Consider the following 17,929-nt stretch of genomic DNA (forward strand, 5'->3'; position numbering starts at 1 on the left):
GCGTGAGGCCGTCGACCGTTCGTCCGTTCAGGGCGCGGTCGGCGGCCTTTCGCCTTCCGGTCGGTAGGGGGTCGGGCGGTTCTCCTTCACCCAGCGCCGCTCGGCCTCGCTCCCCTGCGGGGGCGGCGCGATTCCGTCCGTCATCCAGAGGTCCCGGGGCGTTTCGTCGACGTGGAACTCGTAGTACAGGCCGCGGTCCTTGGTGTGGGGGGCGAGCAGCCGGGCGAGGGCCTCGCCGGTCCGCTTGCGCCCGGCCGGGTCCGCGGCGTGCCGGGCGATGTGCTCGATTACGAAGCGCACGGCGTTCCGGGAGGGCTCGCCTCCGACGTAGAAGGAGGACGCGTCGATCTCGTGGAAGAGAGTGACGACGTAGAACTTCGGCAGCCCGCGGTCGGTGTAGAACCCGGTGATGTCGTCGGCGAGTCGCTGCTTCTGCTGCGGGGTGTAGGTGCCGGGCGGATGGTAGACGTGCCAGAGCGGCATGATTTTCTCCCAGGTCGGGTCGGGTGGAGCGCGGAGAGCGCTGTGGGTCAGCGGCCGATGCCGATGCTGAGGCCCTCCACGGGGCCGGAGAGCGCGGCCTTGATGTCGCGGGTGACGTCGTCGACGAGCACTTCGCTGTCGCCGCGTTCGACGCCGTCCAGGACGATGCGGGCGACGTCGGCGGCGGAGATCTTCTGGACGGGGATGGCCGCGACCATGTCGGTGTCCGCGAAGCCCAGGTGGACGCCGACGACCTGTGTGTTCTGCGCGGCGAGCTCGATGCGCAGGGAGTTCGTCAGGGACCACAGGGCGGCCTTGGAAGCTCCGTAGCCGCCACCTCCGGCCGACCAGGACAGCAGCGAGTGCATGTCGACCAGGACGCCGCCGCCGTTGTTCGCCAGCACCGGGGCGAATGCCTGGGCGATCCGCAGCGGGCCGAACACGTTGGTGTCGAACATGTCCTTGACCTGCGCGATGTCCGACGTGAGGAGCGGTGCCCGGTACAGGACACCGGCGTTGTTGAAGACCGTGTCGACATCCCGGGCGCGCTCGGCCAGGGCGGCGACCGAGGCGTCGTCGGTGACGTCCAGGGCGAGGACCTCCACCCGCGCGTCGTCGCTCGGGCCGGGCTCGCGCGCGGTGGCGTAGACCTTCTTCGCTCCCCGGGCCAGCAGCTCTTCGACGAACGCCTTGCCGATGCCCCGCCGACCCCCGGTGACCAGGGCGACAGAACCTTCGATCGCAGTCATGTGCGTCCTCCTCGACATGTCCGGGCGGCCTGTACGGCCACCTGACTAATGTTAATGAAAGCCAGCTACCACGCTACAACTCTGGCTTATATCCACACAAGTCAGGTTACGATCGAGACATGAGTGACCTGCTGGAGGACCGCGACGCCTGGTCCATGGCCAACTGCTCGATCGCCCGCACCCTGGCCGTCGTCGGCACCAAGTCCGCGCTGCTGATCATGCGGGAGGCGTTCTTCGGCACCCGCAGATTCGACGACTTCGCGCGACGGGTGGGCATCGGCGAACCCGCCACCGCCGCCCGCTTGAAGGAACTGACCGCCGCGGGACTGCTGGAGCGCTTCCCCTACCAGGAACCCGGCCAGCGGACCCGCTCCGCCTACCGGCTGACCCCGAAGGGCCGCGACCTGTATCCCGTGATCATGGCGCTGCGGCAATGGGGCGACACCTGGGCCGCCGACGAGCACGGACCGCCGCTGATCGTCCGCCACCGGGACTGCGGTGCCCCCGTGCACGCCGTACTCCGCTGCGAGAACGGCCACGACATCGTCCCCGGGGACTCGGTCGTCGACGCGGGCCCGGGCCTGATCCGCGCCGACGCCGAGAGCGTCTGACCACAAAGCGCTTCCGCAGTGAACGACGATGGAGGGGCACATGGTCATCGACGGCAAGGTCGCGGTCGTCACCGGAGCGGCGGTCGGCATCGGGCGGGCGATCGGTGAACGCCTCGCGGCTGAGGGGGCGGCCGTGTGCCTCACCGACCTCGACGAGGCCAACGGGGCGGAGGCGCTTCGCCGCATCGTCACCGCAGGCGGCCGGGCGATCTTCCGGCGCGCCGACGTGCTCCAGGACGCCGAGGTCGAAGACGTGCTCGCGCAGGCGGTCGACGCCTTCGGCGGCCTGGACATCCTGGTCAACAACGCGGGCGGCGGCGGCCACATCCCGCCGCACTTTCCCGCCGCGTCACCGCGGCGCTGGGGCACCATCCTCGATCTCAATCTGCGGGCGGCGCTGCTGGCCACCCAGCTCGCCCTGCCGGCGATGCGGCGGCGTGGCGGGGGCGCGGTGGTCAACATCGGTTCCAGCGCCGGTCTGGGCCGCGACGTCGGCCGCTCGCCCGAGTACGCCGCCGCCAAGGCCGGCCTGATCCGCGCCACGTACTGCCTGGCCGCCCTGCACGAGACGGACGACATTCGTGTCAACTGCCTCGTCCCCGACTGGGTGGCCACCGAACGCGCCCAGCGTGAGATCGCCGCCCTGCCGCCCGAGGAGCAGGCCGGTCTCGCGCCTCTCGTCGAACTCCGCACCCTCTGCGACGAGGTCATCCGGCTGGTCAGGGACGACAGCGCCGCCGGCCACGTCACGATTCTCGACCGCGGCAGCCCGCCCCGCACCCTGCGCCCGGAGCCGTGAGAGCGCATGCCGTACGGCAGGGCCCGAGCCCACTGGGCGCTGAATTGATCAATTGTTCTTTCGGCGGGCACTGGTCCAGACCGGGGCGACTGGCATAGCGTCCGAAGTCATGGACACGCCGCTGGTGCTTCTCGACGTGGACGGTGTTCTCAACCCTCTACAACGCTCCCCCGGTTATCAGCGGTACCGTGCCTCGCCCAACGGCGCCGTCTACCGGCTGCTGCTCAACCCCGCGCACGGGCCGCTGCTCACCGGGCTCGCGGCGGACACGGGCTCGGAGATCGTCTGGGCGAGCTACTGGACGGACGCGGCCAACGACTGGATCGGCCCGCGGGTCGGGCTTCCCCGGCTGCGGCATGTTCCGATCCCGCCGCATGACCCGGCGTTCTCGCTCGGCGCGTGGAAGGCCCGGCACGTGGCCTCCTGGGTCGGTAAGCGGCCGTTCGTGTGGCTGGAGGACGAGCCTGACGTCCCCGACGTGCTCGCCGGGGACTCCGGGCTGGGCCCGTACCTCATCGTCCCGGTGGATCCGCTTCACGGGCTCACCGAGACGCACGTGGCCCAGGCGCGTACGTGGCTGGAACAACTCACCGCGGACCATGGTTAGTGACCAGCGACTACAGAGGAGGGGCCATGGCTTCGGTTCGGGTGGAGCGCACGGATGACGGGGGCTTCGTCGCCCGCAACGACCGCGGCGCGGAGGTCGCCTTCGGCGACGCCGGCCAGGACGGCGTCTTCACTCCGGTGGAGCTGCTGCTCGCCGCGCTCGGCGGCTGCGAGATCGTGACGGTGGAGCCGCTGACCGCCAAGCGCGGCCACCGGCTGGTGAAGCTCGCCGCGACGGTGGCGGCGGAGAAGGTCGCGCCCACCAAGCTCGGCACGATCACCGTCACGTACGACGTGGAGCTCCCTGAGGGGGACGAGAAGGCCGCGCAGGTCTTCGCCGACGTGGCGCACCGCGTGCACGAGAACCACTGCACGGTCGGCCGCGCGCTGCGCGAGGAGACCCCCTCCGAGCAGGTGCTGCCCGACCTGTCCTGAGCCCCATGACCCGCCGGAGCCGTATCGTGTGGCCGTGGACGGCCTCGAGCGGTGGCGGCGCGCCGTCGCCGCGTGGAACGCCTCCGGTGGACCGCGCGTGCGCCGGGAGGCGCGGCCGGCGGTCACGGAGACCGCCGTGCCGCCCGGCAGCCGGTCCTTCGCCCGGGAGCGCGAGGCGCTGCCCGATCGCGGCACCGTGCTGGACGTCGGCTGCGGCTCCGGCGGCGCCTCTCTTCCGCTCGCCGGGCACGCCGGTCTGATCGTCGGCGTCGACCGCGAGGAGCACCTGCTGGCCGCGCTGCGCCGCAACGCCGAGAGCGTGGGGGTGCCGATCCGGACCGTACGCGGCTCGTGGCCGGAGGTCGAGGCGCCACCGGCGGACCTGGTCGTCTGCCACCACGTGCTGTACGGCGCGGCGGAGCTGGCGCCGTTCGCCGCGGCGCTCACCGGGCACGCCCGCCGCCGGGTCGTCATCGAGATCCCCGAGCGGCATCCGCAACACGCGCTGAGCCCGCTGTGGGAGAGGTTCCACGGCGTCGCGCGGCCCGCGCCGCCGACGGCGGCCGACGCGGTGGAGGCGCTCCGCGCCGCTGGTGTGCGCCCTCGTATGGAGACGTGGGTGGACGAACGGGGATGGGGCGGCTACCCCGACCTGGCCGCCCTCGCGGACCGGGTGCGCCGTCGCCTCGGCCTGCCGCCCGAACGGGCGGACGAGGTGACGGCGGCGTTGCGGGACCTCGGCGTGGATTCGTCCGGGAGTGTGGCGTTTCCCGGCACGATCGGCCGTACGCTGGTCACGATCTGGTGGGACCGATAGCGGCCGGTATCCCCCCTGAGGACTAGGCCCGTACTCTCCTGGGCCGAGTCACAGACCATTCCTGGAGATGATCACAGAATGGTGTGGCTCGTCCAAGATTGACATCATGGCCCAGCTCGTCGCCCCCCGCCCTCGTCCCACACGCCGACCGCCCAGCGCCCCCTCCTCGGCGTCGTCGGCGCTGCGGCTGTGGCGGGAGATCGCCCTGGCCGCGGCGTTCTACTGCGCGTACACGCTCGTCCGGCTGCTGATCCCGCACGACGAGCCGGCGGCGTACGCGCACGCGACGCAGATCCTGCGGCTGGAGCACGCGCTGGGCATCGACGTCGAGCTGAACCTCAACCACGCGCTGATGCGGGAGCCGTCGCTGGCCCGGCTCGCGAACTACTTCTACGCCACCGCGCACTTCGCGGTCACGCTCACGGTGCTCGTGTGGCTCTACCGGCGGCGGCCGCAGCACTTCCGCCGGCTGCGCACCTCCCTCATGGTGGCCACGGGGATCGCGTTGATCGGCTTCTGGGTGTACCCGCTGGCGCCGCCGCGCTTCCTCGGCGACCGTGGGTTCATCGACCCGGTGACGGCGCTGCACACGTTCGGCCTGTATTCGTCGCCACAGGCGGGTTCGCTGACCAATCAGTTCGCGGCAATGCCCTCAATGCACGCGGGCTGGGCATTGTGGTGCGCGGTCGCGGTGGTGACGCTTTCGCGCCGTCCATGGGTACGGGCGATCGCGACCCTTTACCCAATTGTGACAATTTTGGTGATCTTCTCGACCGCCAACCATTACCTGCTGGACGCGGCGGTCGGCATCGTGATCACGGCCGGTGCACTGGCCACCTGCATGTTCCCGTATCGCAAGGTGTCCGCGACCTGGCGACTGAAAGATCACAAAGTGACAAACAAGACAAGGAATAGTGACGGCTCACCCGATTCGATCTGAGACCATGGGGATCATGTCGAGGTCGGCCGTTGCGCCAGTCGCCACGGGCGACACGACGGGGGCGCGCGCGGAAGGGCAGACCGCGAAACGCCCCCGGTTCTATCGCGAGATTCTGCTCATCGCGCTGTGTTACAGCGCGTACTCCCTGGTCCGCAATCTGGTGCCGCCCAACCACACGGCGGCGCTCCAGCGCGGGCACGACATCCTCCACCTCGAGGGGCTGCTGCACCTCAACGTGGAGCTGTCGATCAACCGGCTCTTCACCGATGTGCGGTGGCTCGGCGTCAGCGCCAACTACTACTACGCGAGCCTGCACTTCGTCCTCACGATCGGCGTGCTCGTCTGGCTCTATCTGCGCCACCCGGAACGCTATGTGTTCTACCGGCGACTGATCTTCGCGACGACGGTGCTGGCCCTCATCGGGTTCTGGCTGTATCCGCTCGCGCCGCCGCGCATGGTGCCCGGCTTCGTCGACACGGTGCAGATGTTCCACACCGGCGGCCTGTACGAGTCCGGCGCCTCGCCGGTCGCCTCGGTGTCGAACCAGTACGCCGCCATGCCGTCGCTGCACACGGGGTGGTCGCTGTGGTGCGCGATCGCCATCGCCGACGTCACGCGGCCGAACAGGTTCCGGTGGCTGGCCTACTGCTACCCGGTCGCGACCGTCCTCGTGATCCTGGGCACCGCGAACCACTACATGCTCGACGCCATCGGCGGTGTCGTCACCCTCGGCGCCGGCTACGCGGCCACGCGCACGGTACGGGGGATCATCCCCCGGCTCGGCCCGGCCGCCCGCATCTTCTCCACCGACACGGGCGGCACGTCGAGGGCCACCTGGCCGGTCCCGGCTTCCAGCCCCGAGCCTGCGGGCGGCGAGCGCGGTTCGACGGCCGTCTGACCGGGTCTGACCCCCGGCTTCAGATCCCGAGCTTGTGGGCGGCGAGCGCGGTGCCCTCCACCCGGGCGCGGATCTTGGCGAAGGCGGTCTCCCGGGAGGTCGAGGTGTCGTCGGCGAACGGCGAGAAGCCGCAGTCGTCACAGGTGCCCAGCCGGTCGGGCGGCACGTGGCGGGCGGCGGCGATCACCCGCTCGTACACCTCGTCCGGCGTCTCGACCCGGGGATCGATCGGGTCGGTGACGCCGATGAAAACGCGTGCCCCCTCGGGCAGGTGGTCGGCGACGACGGCGAGGGCCCGGTCGGGCTCGCTCTCTCCGGCCATCTCCAGGTAGAAGGCGCCGGCCCGCAGCCGGAACAGCTTGGGCAGCAGCTCCACGTAGTCGACGTCCAGGCTGTGCGTGGAGTCCTGGTCGCCGCCCGGGCAGGTGTGCACGCCGATGCGGGCCCGCTCGGCCTCGGTGAACCGCTCGAGCACCGCGTTGCCCAGGGCGATGAAGTCGTCCAGGACGCCGCCGCTCGGGTCGAGCTTGAGGGACAGCCGGCCCTCGGTGAAGTCGAGCTGGACCAGGTGCGCGCCCGCGTCGAGGGCGCCTCGGATGTCGGCTTCGGCCTCGTCCACGAGGTCGGCGAGGAACCGCTCGCGCGGGTAGCCGTCGAGGCCGTCTCCCGGGTAGAGCAGGCTCAGGGCCGATGGGGCGATGACGGCCTGCTTGACCGGCACGGTGGCGTGCCGGAGCGCGGCCCGGAGGTAGCGCTCGGCGTGCACCCGGTACCGGAACGGGCCCGCCGTGATGCGTGGCAGTTGCCGCTGATGCCCGTCGGCGAAGGGGATGACGGCGCCGTCACCCGCGAGATTCGAGGCTCCGTCGAGCGGATAGGTGGCGAAACTCGGCTTGGACTGCTCGCCGTCGGTGACGACCGGGGAGCCGATCTCCTCCAGGCGCCGGATGGTGTCGCTGACCGCCTCGTCCTGTGCCTTGGCGAGATCGGTGTCGTCGATCTCGCCGGCGGCATGGGCGCGCATCGCGGCCAGAAGCTCGGGGGAACGGGGGATGCTGCCGATCGGTTCGGTAGGCATTGCCATGCGCTCAGCCTAGAAAACGGAGCGCGGTCGCACAATTACCATCCATTATCGGAATAGGATCGCGCCGAATTCACGAATTAGGTCTTTAAGTTAATCGAGATCCGCGCCCTGGGCCGCGCCGAGCCCGGCCGGTTTGATCTTTTTCACGTTGTCCCGCGCCGGATGGGACCGGCCGGCGGGGCCGGCGGCGAAGGCGCGCAGGACGTTCTCGGTGACCTTGGAAACGAAGGTCGCCGCCTTCCCGGTGACGCCGTGGCCGCAGGCGCTGCCGCGCATCGAGCAGACCCAGCGCATCGTTCCCGTCGCGAACACCCCGGCCCCGCTCTTGGCGGTGTAGTACGTCGCGTCGGAGGTCGTCGTGGACGTGCCGCACCCGACGGTGGAGTGGGCCAGCACCTCGATCGGCCGCGGCGTCGGACCGCCCCTCGTGACCGCGTCGGACTCCGGGCCGATCACGCCGGGGAACTCCTCGCCCTTGCGCGCGCCGGTGCCCGCGAACACCCAGTTGTCCGGCTGGTACACCTTCCACGCCCCGTCGGCGGGGAAGCAGGTGTACATGATGCCGATCAGGTCGCTCTCGGGCCGGGGCTTCGGCGACAGGCGCCAGTCCTGGGTCTTCTCGGCCGGATCCTTGATCGGATCCTCGTCGGCGCTCTTGTAGCAGACGACGAGGCGGTCCGCGCCGAGGGAGGTCGCCTCGAACCGGATGTGCCGGTTCACGGCGTTGGCGCCCAGGAACGCGATGTTCATCCCGGCGTCGCGGGCCTTCGTCGCCTCGTCGCGCATCGCGCTCGACCAGTACTCGTCGTGGCCCAGGGTCACCAGCGCCCGGGCGCCGTCGAGCAGCCGCGGGTCGTGGTGGAGGTCGTTGTCGGTCTCGTACGCGAGGGGCAGCCCGGTCTTCTCGGCGAGCGCGACGGCGGGCTGTTCGAAGGCGAGGAACTTGACCGCGCCGTTCCCGTCGTAGGGGCGGTCGAAGCTGACCGCCCGGGACCGGCCGTCGAAGCCACCCGGCCCCTTGTACAGGTCACGGCCGCCCCACATGTTGTACGCCTGCCAGGTGGTCGTGCCATTGAGGATGACGACCTTGCCGGCGGTGGTGGCCGACCGCACGGTGACCGGCACGAACCGCTGGGCTCCGGAGTCGGCGTCCAGCCGCAGCAGGTAGGAGCCCTCGGGCCAGTCCCGGGTCGAGACGGTGAGGGAGGGCTTCCACGGCGCGGTGATCGTGTGGGTGGCGCCGGCCGTCTTCGCGTCCGCCTGCTTCTGCCCGGCCTGGTGCGGGGAGGCCCACACCTTCCGCGCCTGGGCGCCGGCGTACCAGCCCATGCGGAATGCGTTGACGGTGTAGCCCTTGGCGGTCGTCGACACGAACAGCCGGAAGGACTCGCCCGGCAGCACGCTCACGCGGTCGGCGAAGCCCTCGATGGCGTGCTCGGCGCCGGCGTTGCGAACCTTCCAGTCCTTGGTGCCCGGCCGCGCGTTCTCGGCGACGGCGGGCGTGGGCGCGGTCGTGGCGGCCCGGTGACGGGTCGGTGCCTTCCCGCCTCCCCCGCCGCATCCGGTCAGCAGCGCGAGAACGGCGAGAACGGCGACGGCCCGGTTAACGATCACGCGCCGGATTCTCCCGCACAGCGGGCTCCACGCGGCCAGGGATTAACCTAGCGTTGACTCTTCATGAACCTCCGCCGTCCCCGTAGAAGACGCGCTCGACGACGGCCCGGGCGTGGCGGGCGTGGCGCCGGTAGTCCTCCAGCATGTCGCCGGAGGCGGGGTAGCCGAGGATGCCGGCCACGGCGGAGCGGGCGCGGTGGTGCTCGGTCGGCAGCGTGTCGGAGGCCCGTCCGCGTACGAGCATGACGGCGTTGCGGATGCGCGTCGCGAGCCGCCAGGCGTCGCCGAGCTGCACGGCGTCCTCGCGGTCCAGCAGGCCGGCCGCCGCCGCCGCGTCGAGCGCCTCCAGGGTGCGTGTGGTGCGCAGCTGCGGGATCTCATGCGCGTGCTGGAGCTGGAGCAGCTGGGCGACCCATTCGACGTCGGACAGGCCGCCGGGCCCCAGCTTGGTGTGCAGGCGGCGGTCGACGCCACGGGGCAGCCGCTCGGCCTCCATGCGGGCCTTCAGCCGGCGGATCTCCCGCAGCGCGCGGTCGTCGATCCCGCCCTGCGGCCACCGGAGCGGGTCGATCAGCTCCCGGAAGCGCGCGCCGAGCTTCTCGTCGCCGATGACCGGGGCCGCGCGCAGCAGCGCCTGGCTCTCCCAGGGCGAGGACCAGCGACGGTAGTAGGAGGCGTAGGAGTCGAACGTGCGCACGAGCGGGCCCTGCCGCCCCTCCGGCCGCAGCCCCGGGTCGATCACCAGCGGCGGATCCGGCGCGGGCAGCGCGAGCAGCCTGCGCAGCTCCTCGGCGACCGCGTGCGCGGCGGCCGGTGCCTCCTGCTCGGCACCCGGCAGCGGGTCGTGGACGAACATGACGTCCGCGTCGCTGCCGTAGCCGAGCTCGTACCCGCCGAGGCGGCCCATCGCGACGACCGCGAACCGTGTCGGCAGCGGCGAGCGGCGCTCCATCTCGATCTTGGCGATGGCGGCCGACAGCGCCGCCTCGAGCGTGACCATCGCGATGGCGGTCAGCGCCTCGCCGGTCGCGCGGACGTCGAGGCGGCCGAGCAGGTCCGCCACCGCCACGCGCAGCAGCTCGCGGCGGCGGATGCCGCGCACCGCGGTGACCGCGTCCGCCGCCGGATCGAGTTGCAGGCGGGTGGCGGACGCGCCCATGTGCCGGCCCACCGCGGCCAGCGCCTCGGTGCGCAGCGCGTCCTGCGACCGCGGCGTCAGCTCGGCGTCGCCGGCCAGCAGGGTGACGGCCTCGGGCGCGCGGAGCAGCAGGTCGGTGGCGTAGCGGCTGGAGGACAGCACGTGCGCCATCCGCTCGGCCACGGTGACGTCGTCGCGCAGCAGCCGGAGGTACCACGGGGTGGTGCCGAGCGCGTCGCTGACCTGCCGGAAGCCGAGCAGCCCGGCGTCGGGGTCCGGGCCGTCGGCGAACCAGCCCAGCATGACGGGCAGCAGCGTCCGCTGGATCGCCGCGCGCCGGGAGACCCCGGACGTCAGGGACTCCAGGTGCCGCAGCGCGCCGTCCGGGTCGGCGTAGCCGAGCGCCTCCAGCCGCGTGCGGGCCGCCTCCCGGGTCAGCCGCGCCTCGTCTCCCGGCAGCCGGGCCACGGCCAGCAGCAGCGGCCGGTAGAAGAGCTTCTCGTGCAGGCGCCGGACCTCGCGGGCGTGCCGCCGCCACTCGGCCGTGAACTCCCCCACCGGGTCGGTGCGAAAGCCCAGCGCCCGGCCCAGGCGCCGCAGGTCGGCCGGGTCCTCGGGCACCAGGTGGGTGCGCCGCAGCCGGTGGAGCTGGATGAGGTGCTCGACGCGCCGCAGGAACCGGTAAGCGTTCGCGAGCGCGGCGGCGTCGGCCCGGCCGACGTACCCGCCCCAGGACAGCTTCTTGAGGGCGATCAGCGTGTTCGGCCCGCGCAGGCCCTCGTCCGTACGCCCGTGCACGAGCTGGAGCAGCTGGACCGCGAACTCCACGTCCCGCAGCCCGCCGGGGCCGAGCTTGAGCTGGCGTCCCACCTTGGCCGGGTCGATGTGCTCCTCGACCCGGCGGCGCATCGCCTGGACGTCCTCGACGAAGTTCTCCCGCTCGGCGGCCCGCCAGACGAGCGGGGCGAGGGTCGCGGCGTACTCCTCGCCCAGCTCCCGGTCCCCCGCGACCGGCCGGGCCTTCAGCAGCGCCTGGAACTCCCAGGTCTTGGCCCAGCGTTCGTAGTAGGCGCGGTGGCTGGCGAGCGTCCGTACGAGCGGCCCCGCCTTGCCCTCCGGGCGCAGCGCGGCGTCGACCTCCCACAGCGCGCCCTCGGCGGTGCTCGCCGAGCAGGCCCGGATCATCCCGGAGGCCAGCCGGGTCGCGGCCCGCAGCGCGGCCGTCTCGTCCTGGCCGGGCGCGGCCTCGGCGACGAAGATGACGTCGACGTCGCTGACGTAGTTCAGCTCGCGCCCGCCGCACTTGCCCATGCCGATCACGGCGAGCCGGCAGGTGTCGGCCTGCTCGCCGAGCTCGGCGCGGGCGATGGCCAGGCCGGCCTCGAGTGCCGCCGCCGCGAGGTCGGCGAGTTCGGCGGCGACCTCCTCGACGTCCGCGGCGCCGGTCAGGTCGCGGCCCGCCAGGTGCAGCAGGGCCCGCCGGTACGCGGCCCGGAGCGCGACCAGCGCGTCCGGCCCTCCGGCGCGTGGCGCGGGGTCCGCCGGATCGGCGCCGACGGCGTCCAGCAGCGCGCTCCGCAGTTCGTCGGCGGTCGGGCGCTGGAGCGCCGCCGGGCCGGTGAGGACCCGCCAGTGGCCGGGATGCCGCACGAGGTGGTCGCCGAGCGCGGTGCTGACGCCGAGAACGGCGATCAGCCGGGCGAGGGCGTCCGGGTCGGCCGTCAGCTCATCCCGGAGGTCGGCGCGCTCCAGCAGCCGGAGCAGGCCCGCGAGAGCCAGGTCCGGATCGGCGGCGGCGCCGAGGGCGTCGAGGAGGCCGTCGCCGAGCCCGTGGCCCGTCAGGCGGCGCTCGGCCTCGGCGACGTCGGTGATCCCGAGCCGAGCCAGCCGGGCGGTCGTGGTCTCCGTACGGCGTTCGCTCACGGGACAAAGGTAATCACGAGCTCACGCGAACAACCGCCGCGGACGCCGCGTCACTTAAATCATGAAAAACCTTCAGAAGGAGGAACGCTTGGTGAAACTTCTCACCACAAGTGCCGCCGCCGCCGTGGCAGCCGCTGTCGCGGTCGGCCTCGCGTCGGCGGCGGTGGCGGCACCAGGCCGGTCGGTCACGCCGCGAGGCGCCGCCCCGGCGGCCGCGAAGGCGGCCAAGCCCGGCGACTTCAACGGCGACGGCTACCCCGACCTGGCGATCGGCGCGCCGGACGCCACGGTCGGCAAGGCCACGAAAGCAGGAGCCGTCGCGGTGGCGTACGGCTCGAAGAACGGGCTCAGCACGGCGCGGCGCCAGGTCATCACGCAGAACAGCGCCGGCGTACCGGGCACCGCCGAGAAGGGCGACCACTTCGGTGCGACACTCGCCGTCGGCGATTTCAACCGGGACGGCTACTCCGATCTGGCGATCGGCGCGCCCGGCGAGGACATCGGGAACAAGAAGGACGCCGGCTCGCTGACGATCGTCTTCGGTTCCAAGAACGGCCTGTCGAGCAAGGCGGTCGCGGTGGACTCCGTCGGCGGCAACACGCTGACGGCCGGCGATTTCAACCGGGACGGCCGTACCGACTTCGCCACCGCGGCCATGGACGGCACGAAGATCTGGGTCGTTCCCGGGACCACGTCCGCCAAGCCGAGCGCTGTCGGGATCAGCCCCGGCAAGGACGGCCACGTCGACACCATCGCGGCCGGCGACGTGACCGGCGACGGTTACGCCGACCTGGCGGTCAGCTGGTGGTGGGACGACCCCGCCGACCAGGGCACCACGAGCGTCTTCGCGGGATCGGCCAAGGGCCTGGGCAAGAAGGTCGGCCCGACGATCGAGCTCGGCGACACGCACAGCGTCGCCGCGGGCGACCTGAACAAGGACGGCCGCGCCGACGTCGTGATCGGCGGGCTCGACGCCGGCGGCTACCAGGTCTACCCCGGCACCAAGAGCGGGATGGACCAGGCGCACGGCAAGTCCGGCAGCGAGGGCAGCGACCCGGTCGCGGTCGGGGACGTCAACGGCGACGGGTACGCGGACGTCGCCTCGCGCTCGTCGACCGAGGACAGCACCGAAGACGCGGTCGCGACGCGTCTCGGCTCCGCGGGCTACCTGTCGCCGAGCGTCGGTACCCTGACCGAGTCGAAGGCCGGCATCACGCCGAACCACAACAACGGGTTCGGGCTGTCGCTCGCGCTCACGGACGTGAACGGCGACGGCCGGGCGGATCTCATCACCGGCATCCCCGGTCTGGACGACTTCGCCGGGGCCATCGCGGTGACGCCCGGCACCGCGTCCGGGCTCGGCACCGGAACGAAGCTGATCAAGGCGAGCGCGTTCGGTCTCGGCGCCGGATCGCGTTTCGGCACGCTCCCCCGCTGACGGGAGCTCCGGACTAGCGAAAGGGGGGCTCCCTGCGGGAGCCCCCCTTTCGTCGTGAGACGAGATCAGATCGCCGGTTCGGCGATGGTCTCGACGGCCTGCTCCTTCGGGCCCTTGGGCCCGGAGCCGCGCAGCGGCACCTCGCGGACGAACCATGCGACGATGAACGCGGCGAAGGCGACGACCGCTCCGCCGATGACCGTCCCGTGCAGGCCGCTGGTGACACCGGCCTCGAACGCCTCCCGGACCGGCGCGGGCAGCGTGTGCAGCATCGCCGGCGTCAGGTGGGCGCCGCCAGAGGAGATCTTGTGGGCGGCCTCGGCGCCGAGCCGGTCGCCGACGGTGTGCTCGAGGCGGTTGGTGTAGATCGACCCGAACAGGGCCACGCCGAGCGAGCCCCCGACCGTACGGAACAGAGTGACCGAGCCGCTCGCCGCGCCCATGTCCCGCAACTCGGCGCTGTTCTGGGTGATGAGCGTGGTGTTCTGCATGATGAAGCCCATGCCGAGACCGACGCCGAGCGTCAGCGCGGAGCTCATCGCCGTGCTGGTGTCCACCTTGAGCATGAGCAGGACGAGCATGCCCACGGTCATGATCGCGCCGCCGATGATCGGGTACAGCTTGTAGCGGCCGTTGCGGGCGATGAGCTGGCCGGTGGTCAGCATGACGACGAGCATGCCGAACATCAGCGGCAGGAGCAGCAGGCCGCTCGTCGTCGCCGAGGCGCCCTGGACGTCCTGCATGTAGTACGGGAGGAAGTTGACCGCGCCGAACATCGCCGCGCCCACGAAGAAGCTGAGGATCTGCGCGACCGTGAAGTTGCGGTTGCGGAACAGGCGCGGAGGCAGGATCGGCTCGGCGGCGCGGGCCTCGGCGAAGACGAACAGGACCAGCGCCACGACCGACGTGACCGCGAGCCCGATGATCTGCGCGGACCCCCAGTCGTACTGGGTGCCGCCCCAGCTCGCCACGAGGGTGAGGGAGACGACGCCGACCGTCAGCAGGAACGCGCCGATGAAGTCGATCTTCGCCTTGATGTGCGGCGTGTGCAGGCGCATGCCCAGACCGGTGACGAGCAGGGCGACCGCGCCGATCGGCACGTTGACGTAGAAGGTCCAGCGCCAGCTGAGGTGGTCGGTGAGGAACCCGCCGATCAGCGGGCCGCCGACGAACGCGATCGGCATCATTCCGCCGATGATGGCCTGGAAGCGGCCGCGCTCCCGCGGCGGAACCAGGTCACCGATGATCGCGAACGCGCCGACCATCAGGCCGCCGGCGCCCAGGCCCTGCAGCGCCCGGAACCCGATGAGCTGGTTCATGCTCTGCGACAGCCCGGACAGCATCGACCCCGCGAGGAAGATGACGATGGACGCCATGAACATGCCCTTGCGGCCGTACAGGTCGCCGAGCTTCCCCCAGATCGGCGTCGCGGCCGCCGTGGCGAGGGTGTAAGCGGTGACGACCCACGCCAGATGGCTGAGGCCGCCAAGATCACCGACGATCGTCGGCAGCGCGGTGCCGACGATCAGGTTGTCGAGCATCGCGAGGAACATGCCGAGCATCAGGCCGATGATCGCGATGTAGATCGATCGCGTGCTTCTCGACTCCGCCGCGCCCGGTGGCGCTGAGTCCGCAGTCGTCGTCCCCGACATGGGTAGCCTCTCTCTGATGGCCTAGGTGCTTACTTGCCGACCGGCTAGTGAAACTTACTTGCCGTACGGTAAGCTAAAAACTAGCCGGTCGTCAAGTTAGTTTGAGTGGAGATTGATCATGGGCGAACACCGCGGCGACACGCGGGCGAAGATCCAGGCGGTCGCGATGGAGCTGTTCGCCGAACAGGGTTACGAGAAGACCTCGCTACGAGAGATCGCCGAGCGGCTCAACGTGACCAAGGCGGCGCTCTACTACCACTTCAAGACCAAAGAAGACATCATCGTCAGCCTGTTCGACGATCACATGGGCCGGCTCGACGAGCTGATCACCTGGGGCCGGGAACAGCCCCCGACCCTGGAGACGCGACAGGAGCTGGTCCGCCGGTACGCCGGCCAGTTGTACGGCGGCGGGCCCGGGATCATGCGCTTCTGGCACGAGAACCAGGGCACCATGCGCGACCTCGCCGTCGGCGAGAAGCTCAAGTGCCGCATGAAGGACCTGCGGGAACTGCTCATCGACCCGAAGGCGCCGCTCACCGACCAGCTCAAGTCGGTCATGGCGATCTTCAGCCTGAACGCGGCGCTCTTCGCGTTCGAGGACTACGACATCGCGGAAGAGGAACGGCGCGCCACCGGCATCGCCGTCGCGCTGGAGCTGGTCTCCGGGTCCGGCGACGCCCAGGGCTGCGATCACGGCACCGAGAGGTAGCGGCGGCGCTCGCCGGGATCTCGAAAATGTCTCGCCGAACCCTGCTTTTTACAGCAAAGAATTCTCCCCCCCGAGCAATGGTCTCGGCGCGGAGAATTCTCAGTGCGGGCAGGTCAGCGCTCCCACAGGGTCCAGTGGCCGTTTGCCTCCGGGTAGCACGAGAATTGGGTGTAGCCGCCGTTGTCCGCCGGATTGGAGGTGTCCTGGATTCCGTCCACCTGGCAGGCGAACTGGTTCGGGTACCCGCCTCCGACTATCGTCCACTGCCCGGGGGCGGCGAGAGCGGTGCCCGAGGTCAGTGAGACCGTGGCCAGGGCGGCACCGGCGATCAGACCGGCAGCGGCGATAGAGCGCCAGGACTTCATGTATCTCTCCTCTGACGGGAGCCGGGGCCGAAACGGCCCGGCTCCTTGCGTGTCGGTACATGGAGTCAGATGCTCACTACAGTGGCGTAAGTTCGCGCTGTTATGGGATTTTCGGTAAATGTGCTGATGAGGAGAGATCAGCGGGCCGAGCGGCGCTTACAGGACCGACAGATAGCGGCGGCGCTCGTACTCGGTGACCTGGCGGCGGTAGTCCTCCCACTCCGCGCGCTTGTTGCGCAGGAAGAAGTCGAAGACGTGCTCGCCGAGCACCTCGGCGAGCAGCTCGCTGCGCTCCATCGCCGCGATGGCCTCGTCCAGGCTCTGCGGCAGCGGCTCGATGCCCATCGCGCGGCGCTCGGCCGCGGTCAGCGCCCACACGTCGTCCTCGGCGCCCGGCGGCAGCTCGTAGCCCTGCTCGATGCCCTTCAGGCCCGCGCCCAGGATCGCGGCGAAGGCGAGGTAGGGGTTGCAGGCCGTGTCGGGCGCGCGGAACTCGATGCGCGTCGCGTGGCCCTTCTGCGGCTTGTACATCGGGACGCGGACCAGTGCCGAGCGGTTGTTGTGACCCCAGCAGATGAACGGCGGCGCCTCGCCGCCGGCTCCCGCGGACGCGCCGACGCCGCCCCACAGGCGCTTGTAGGAGTTGACCCACTGGTTGGTGACCGCGGTGATCTCGGCCGCGTGCCGGAGCAGTCCGGCGATGAACGCCCGCCCGATCTTGGAGAGCTGGAACTCCGCGCCGGGCTCGTAGAAGGCGTTGCGGTCGCCCTCGAACAGCGACATGTGCGTGTGCATGCCGGAGCCGGGCTGGTCGGTGAACGGCTTGGGCATGAAGGAGGCGTGCACGTCTTGCTCGAGCGCGACCTCCTTCATCACCAGGCGGAACGTCATGATGTTGTCGGCCGTGGTGAGCGCGTCGGCGTAGCGCAGGTCGATCTCCTGCTGGCCGGGACCGCCCTCGTGGTGGCTGAACTCGACGGAGATGCCCATCGACTCGAGCATCATGATCGCGTTGCGCCGGAAGTCGTGCGCGGCCCGGTGCGGTGTGTGGTCGAAGTAGCCGCCGGAGTCGACGGTCGACGGCTCGCTGCCGTCGTCGGGGCGGTCGCCCAGAAGGTAGAACTCCAGCTCGGGGTGGGTGTAGAAGGTGAACCCGAGGTCGGCGGCGTGGCCGAGGGTGCGCTTGAGGACGTAGCGCGGGTCGGCGAAGCTCGGCGAGCCGTCCGGCATGAGGATGTCGCAGAACATCCGGGCCGTGCCCGGCGACTCCGCGCGCCACGGCAGCACCTGGAACGTCGACGGATCCGGCTTGGCGAGCATGTCGGCCTCGTAGACGCGGGCGAACCCCTCGATGGCCGACCCGTCGAAACCGATGCCCTCGGCGAACGCCTGCTCCAGCTCGGCGGGTGCGACCGCCACGGACTTGAGGAATCCGAGCACGTCGGTGAACCACAGCCGGATGAAGCGGATGTCGCGCTCCTCAAGCGTGCGGAGCACGAACTCCTGCTGACGGTCCAAAACTTGATCCCCTTATGCAACCTGCGGCGACAACTCTGACCTCGTATCAGTGTGCCGCGTCCATGTTTCGGTCACGTTACAACGCTCCGGTGTCCGACCGGCCGTGAGGAGGAGCGTCCAGACCTCCTGCCTCGGAGGATGTCTCCCCCG

The 17,929-nt window shown here is 70.9% G+C and carries 17 protein-coding genes; 9 read left to right on the forward strand and 8 right to left on the reverse strand.

Annotated elements, in window-relative coordinates; genetic code table 11:
• Positions 1 to 27 precede the first annotated feature (27 nt).
• On the reverse strand, positions 28 to 483 hold the full coding sequence (locus tag ACYVF7_RS43750; RefSeq protein WP_460351865.1) for a tautomerase family protein: 456 nt from the start codon (positions 481 to 483) through the stop codon (positions 28 to 30).
• 47 nt (positions 484 to 530) lie between these two features.
• Positions 531 to 1,232: an SDR family oxidoreductase gene (locus ACYVF7_RS43755; RefSeq protein WP_460351866.1), complete on the reverse strand. Its 702-nt coding sequence runs from the start codon at positions 1,230 to 1,232 to the stop codon at positions 531 to 533.
• Between the two features lie 119 nt (positions 1,233 to 1,351).
• On the opposite strand from ACYVF7_RS43755, the gene ACYVF7_RS43760 reads away from it, so the two are divergent.
• The 7 genes from ACYVF7_RS43760 to ACYVF7_RS43790 all read left to right on the forward strand — a co-directional run bounded on the left by ACYVF7_RS43760 (position 1,352) and on the right by ACYVF7_RS43790 (position 6,338).
• Positions 1,352 to 1,843: a winged helix-turn-helix transcriptional regulator gene (locus tag ACYVF7_RS43760; protein ID WP_460351867.1), complete on the forward strand. Its 492-nt coding sequence runs from the start codon at positions 1,352 to 1,354 to the stop codon at positions 1,841 to 1,843.
• 40 nt (positions 1,844 to 1,883) lie between these two features.
• Positions 1,884 to 2,642 carry an SDR family NAD(P)-dependent oxidoreductase gene (locus ACYVF7_RS43765; protein WP_460351868.1) on the forward strand — a complete coding sequence of 253 codons (759 nt, stop codon included), beginning with the start codon at positions 1,884 to 1,886 and terminating at the stop codon, positions 2,640 to 2,642.
• Positions 2,643 to 2,751: 109 nt separating this feature from the next.
• Positions 2,752 to 3,249, forward strand: a complete 498-nt coding sequence (locus ACYVF7_RS43770) for an HAD domain-containing protein (protein WP_460351869.1) — start codon at positions 2,752 to 2,754, stop codon at positions 3,247 to 3,249.
• A gap of 26 nt (positions 3,250 to 3,275) precedes the next feature.
• Positions 3,276 to 3,683, forward strand: a complete 408-nt coding sequence (locus ACYVF7_RS43775; RefSeq protein ID WP_460351870.1) for an OsmC family protein — start codon at positions 3,276 to 3,278, stop codon at positions 3,681 to 3,683.
• A 34-nt stretch (positions 3,684 to 3,717) separates the two neighbouring features.
• The gene (locus tag ACYVF7_RS43780; protein ID WP_460351871.1) at positions 3,718 to 4,500 is read left to right on the forward strand and encodes a methyltransferase domain-containing protein; all 783 of its coding nucleotides are present in this window, start codon (positions 3,718 to 3,720) and stop codon (positions 4,498 to 4,500) included.
• 106 nt (positions 4,501 to 4,606) lie between these two features.
• Positions 4,607 to 5,440, forward strand: coding sequence for a phosphatase PAP2 family protein (locus ACYVF7_RS43785; RefSeq protein WP_460351872.1), 834 nt, complete (start codon positions 4,607 to 4,609; stop codon positions 5,438 to 5,440).
• A gap of 13 nt (positions 5,441 to 5,453) precedes the next feature.
• Positions 5,454 to 6,338 (forward strand): phosphatase PAP2 family protein, encoded by an 885-nt coding sequence (locus ACYVF7_RS43790; RefSeq protein ID WP_460351873.1) that lies wholly within the window; start codon positions 5,454 to 5,456, stop codon positions 6,336 to 6,338.
• Positions 6,339 to 6,357: 19 nt separating this feature from the next.
• Here the strand turns inward: ACYVF7_RS43790 and ACYVF7_RS43795 are convergent, their stop codons facing one another.
• The 3 genes from ACYVF7_RS43795 to ACYVF7_RS43805 form a co-directional block, all read right to left on the reverse strand.
• Positions 6,358 to 7,422, reverse strand: a complete 1,065-nt coding sequence (locus tag ACYVF7_RS43795; protein WP_460351874.1) for a cobalamin-independent methionine synthase II family protein — start codon at positions 7,420 to 7,422, stop codon at positions 6,358 to 6,360.
• 90 nt (positions 7,423 to 7,512) lie between these two features.
• Positions 7,513 to 9,036 carry a N,N-dimethylformamidase beta subunit family domain-containing protein gene (locus tag ACYVF7_RS43800; protein WP_460351875.1) on the reverse strand — a complete coding sequence of 508 codons (1,524 nt, stop codon included), beginning with the start codon at positions 9,034 to 9,036 and terminating at the stop codon, positions 7,513 to 7,515.
• 61 nt (positions 9,037 to 9,097) lie between these two features.
• The gene (locus ACYVF7_RS43805; RefSeq protein ID WP_460351876.1) at positions 9,098 to 12,097 is read right to left on the reverse strand and encodes a bifunctional [glutamine synthetase] adenylyltransferase/[glutamine synthetase]-adenylyl-L-tyrosine phosphorylase; all 3,000 of its coding nucleotides are present in this window, start codon (positions 12,095 to 12,097) and stop codon (positions 9,098 to 9,100) included.
• 91 nt (positions 12,098 to 12,188) lie between these two features.
• Between ACYVF7_RS43805 and ACYVF7_RS43810 the strand changes: the two genes are divergently transcribed.
• On the forward strand, positions 12,189 to 13,535 hold the full coding sequence (locus ACYVF7_RS43810; protein WP_460358450.1) for an FG-GAP-like repeat-containing protein: 1,347 nt from the start codon (positions 12,189 to 12,191) through the stop codon (positions 13,533 to 13,535).
• Positions 13,536 to 13,600: 65 nt separating this feature from the next.
• Here the strand turns inward: ACYVF7_RS43810 and ACYVF7_RS43815 are convergent, their stop codons facing one another.
• Positions 13,601 to 15,187 (reverse strand): MDR family MFS transporter, encoded by a 1,587-nt coding sequence (locus ACYVF7_RS43815; protein WP_460351877.1) that lies wholly within the window; start codon positions 15,185 to 15,187, stop codon positions 13,601 to 13,603.
• A 118-nt stretch (positions 15,188 to 15,305) separates the two neighbouring features.
• On the opposite strand from ACYVF7_RS43815, the gene ACYVF7_RS43820 reads away from it, so the two are divergent.
• Positions 15,306 to 15,896, forward strand: a complete 591-nt coding sequence (locus ACYVF7_RS43820) for a TetR/AcrR family transcriptional regulator (RefSeq protein WP_460351878.1) — start codon at positions 15,306 to 15,308, stop codon at positions 15,894 to 15,896.
• Between the two features lie 113 nt (positions 15,897 to 16,009).
• On the opposite strand, the gene ACYVF7_RS43825 is transcribed toward ACYVF7_RS43820, so the two are convergent.
• A complete protein-coding gene (locus tag ACYVF7_RS43825; protein ID WP_460351879.1) occupies positions 16,010 to 16,261 on the reverse strand; it encodes a hypothetical protein in 252 nt (83 codons plus the stop codon).
• A gap of 156 nt (positions 16,262 to 16,417) precedes the next feature.
• Complete coding sequence (gene glnA, locus ACYVF7_RS43830; protein ID WP_460351880.1) at positions 16,418 to 17,779, reverse strand: type I glutamate--ammonia ligase; 1,362 nt, start codon at positions 17,777 to 17,779, stop codon at positions 16,418 to 16,420.
• Positions 17,780 to 17,929 lie beyond the last annotated feature (150 nt).

It is taken from the genome of Actinoallomurus acanthiterrae (assembly GCF_054775715.1).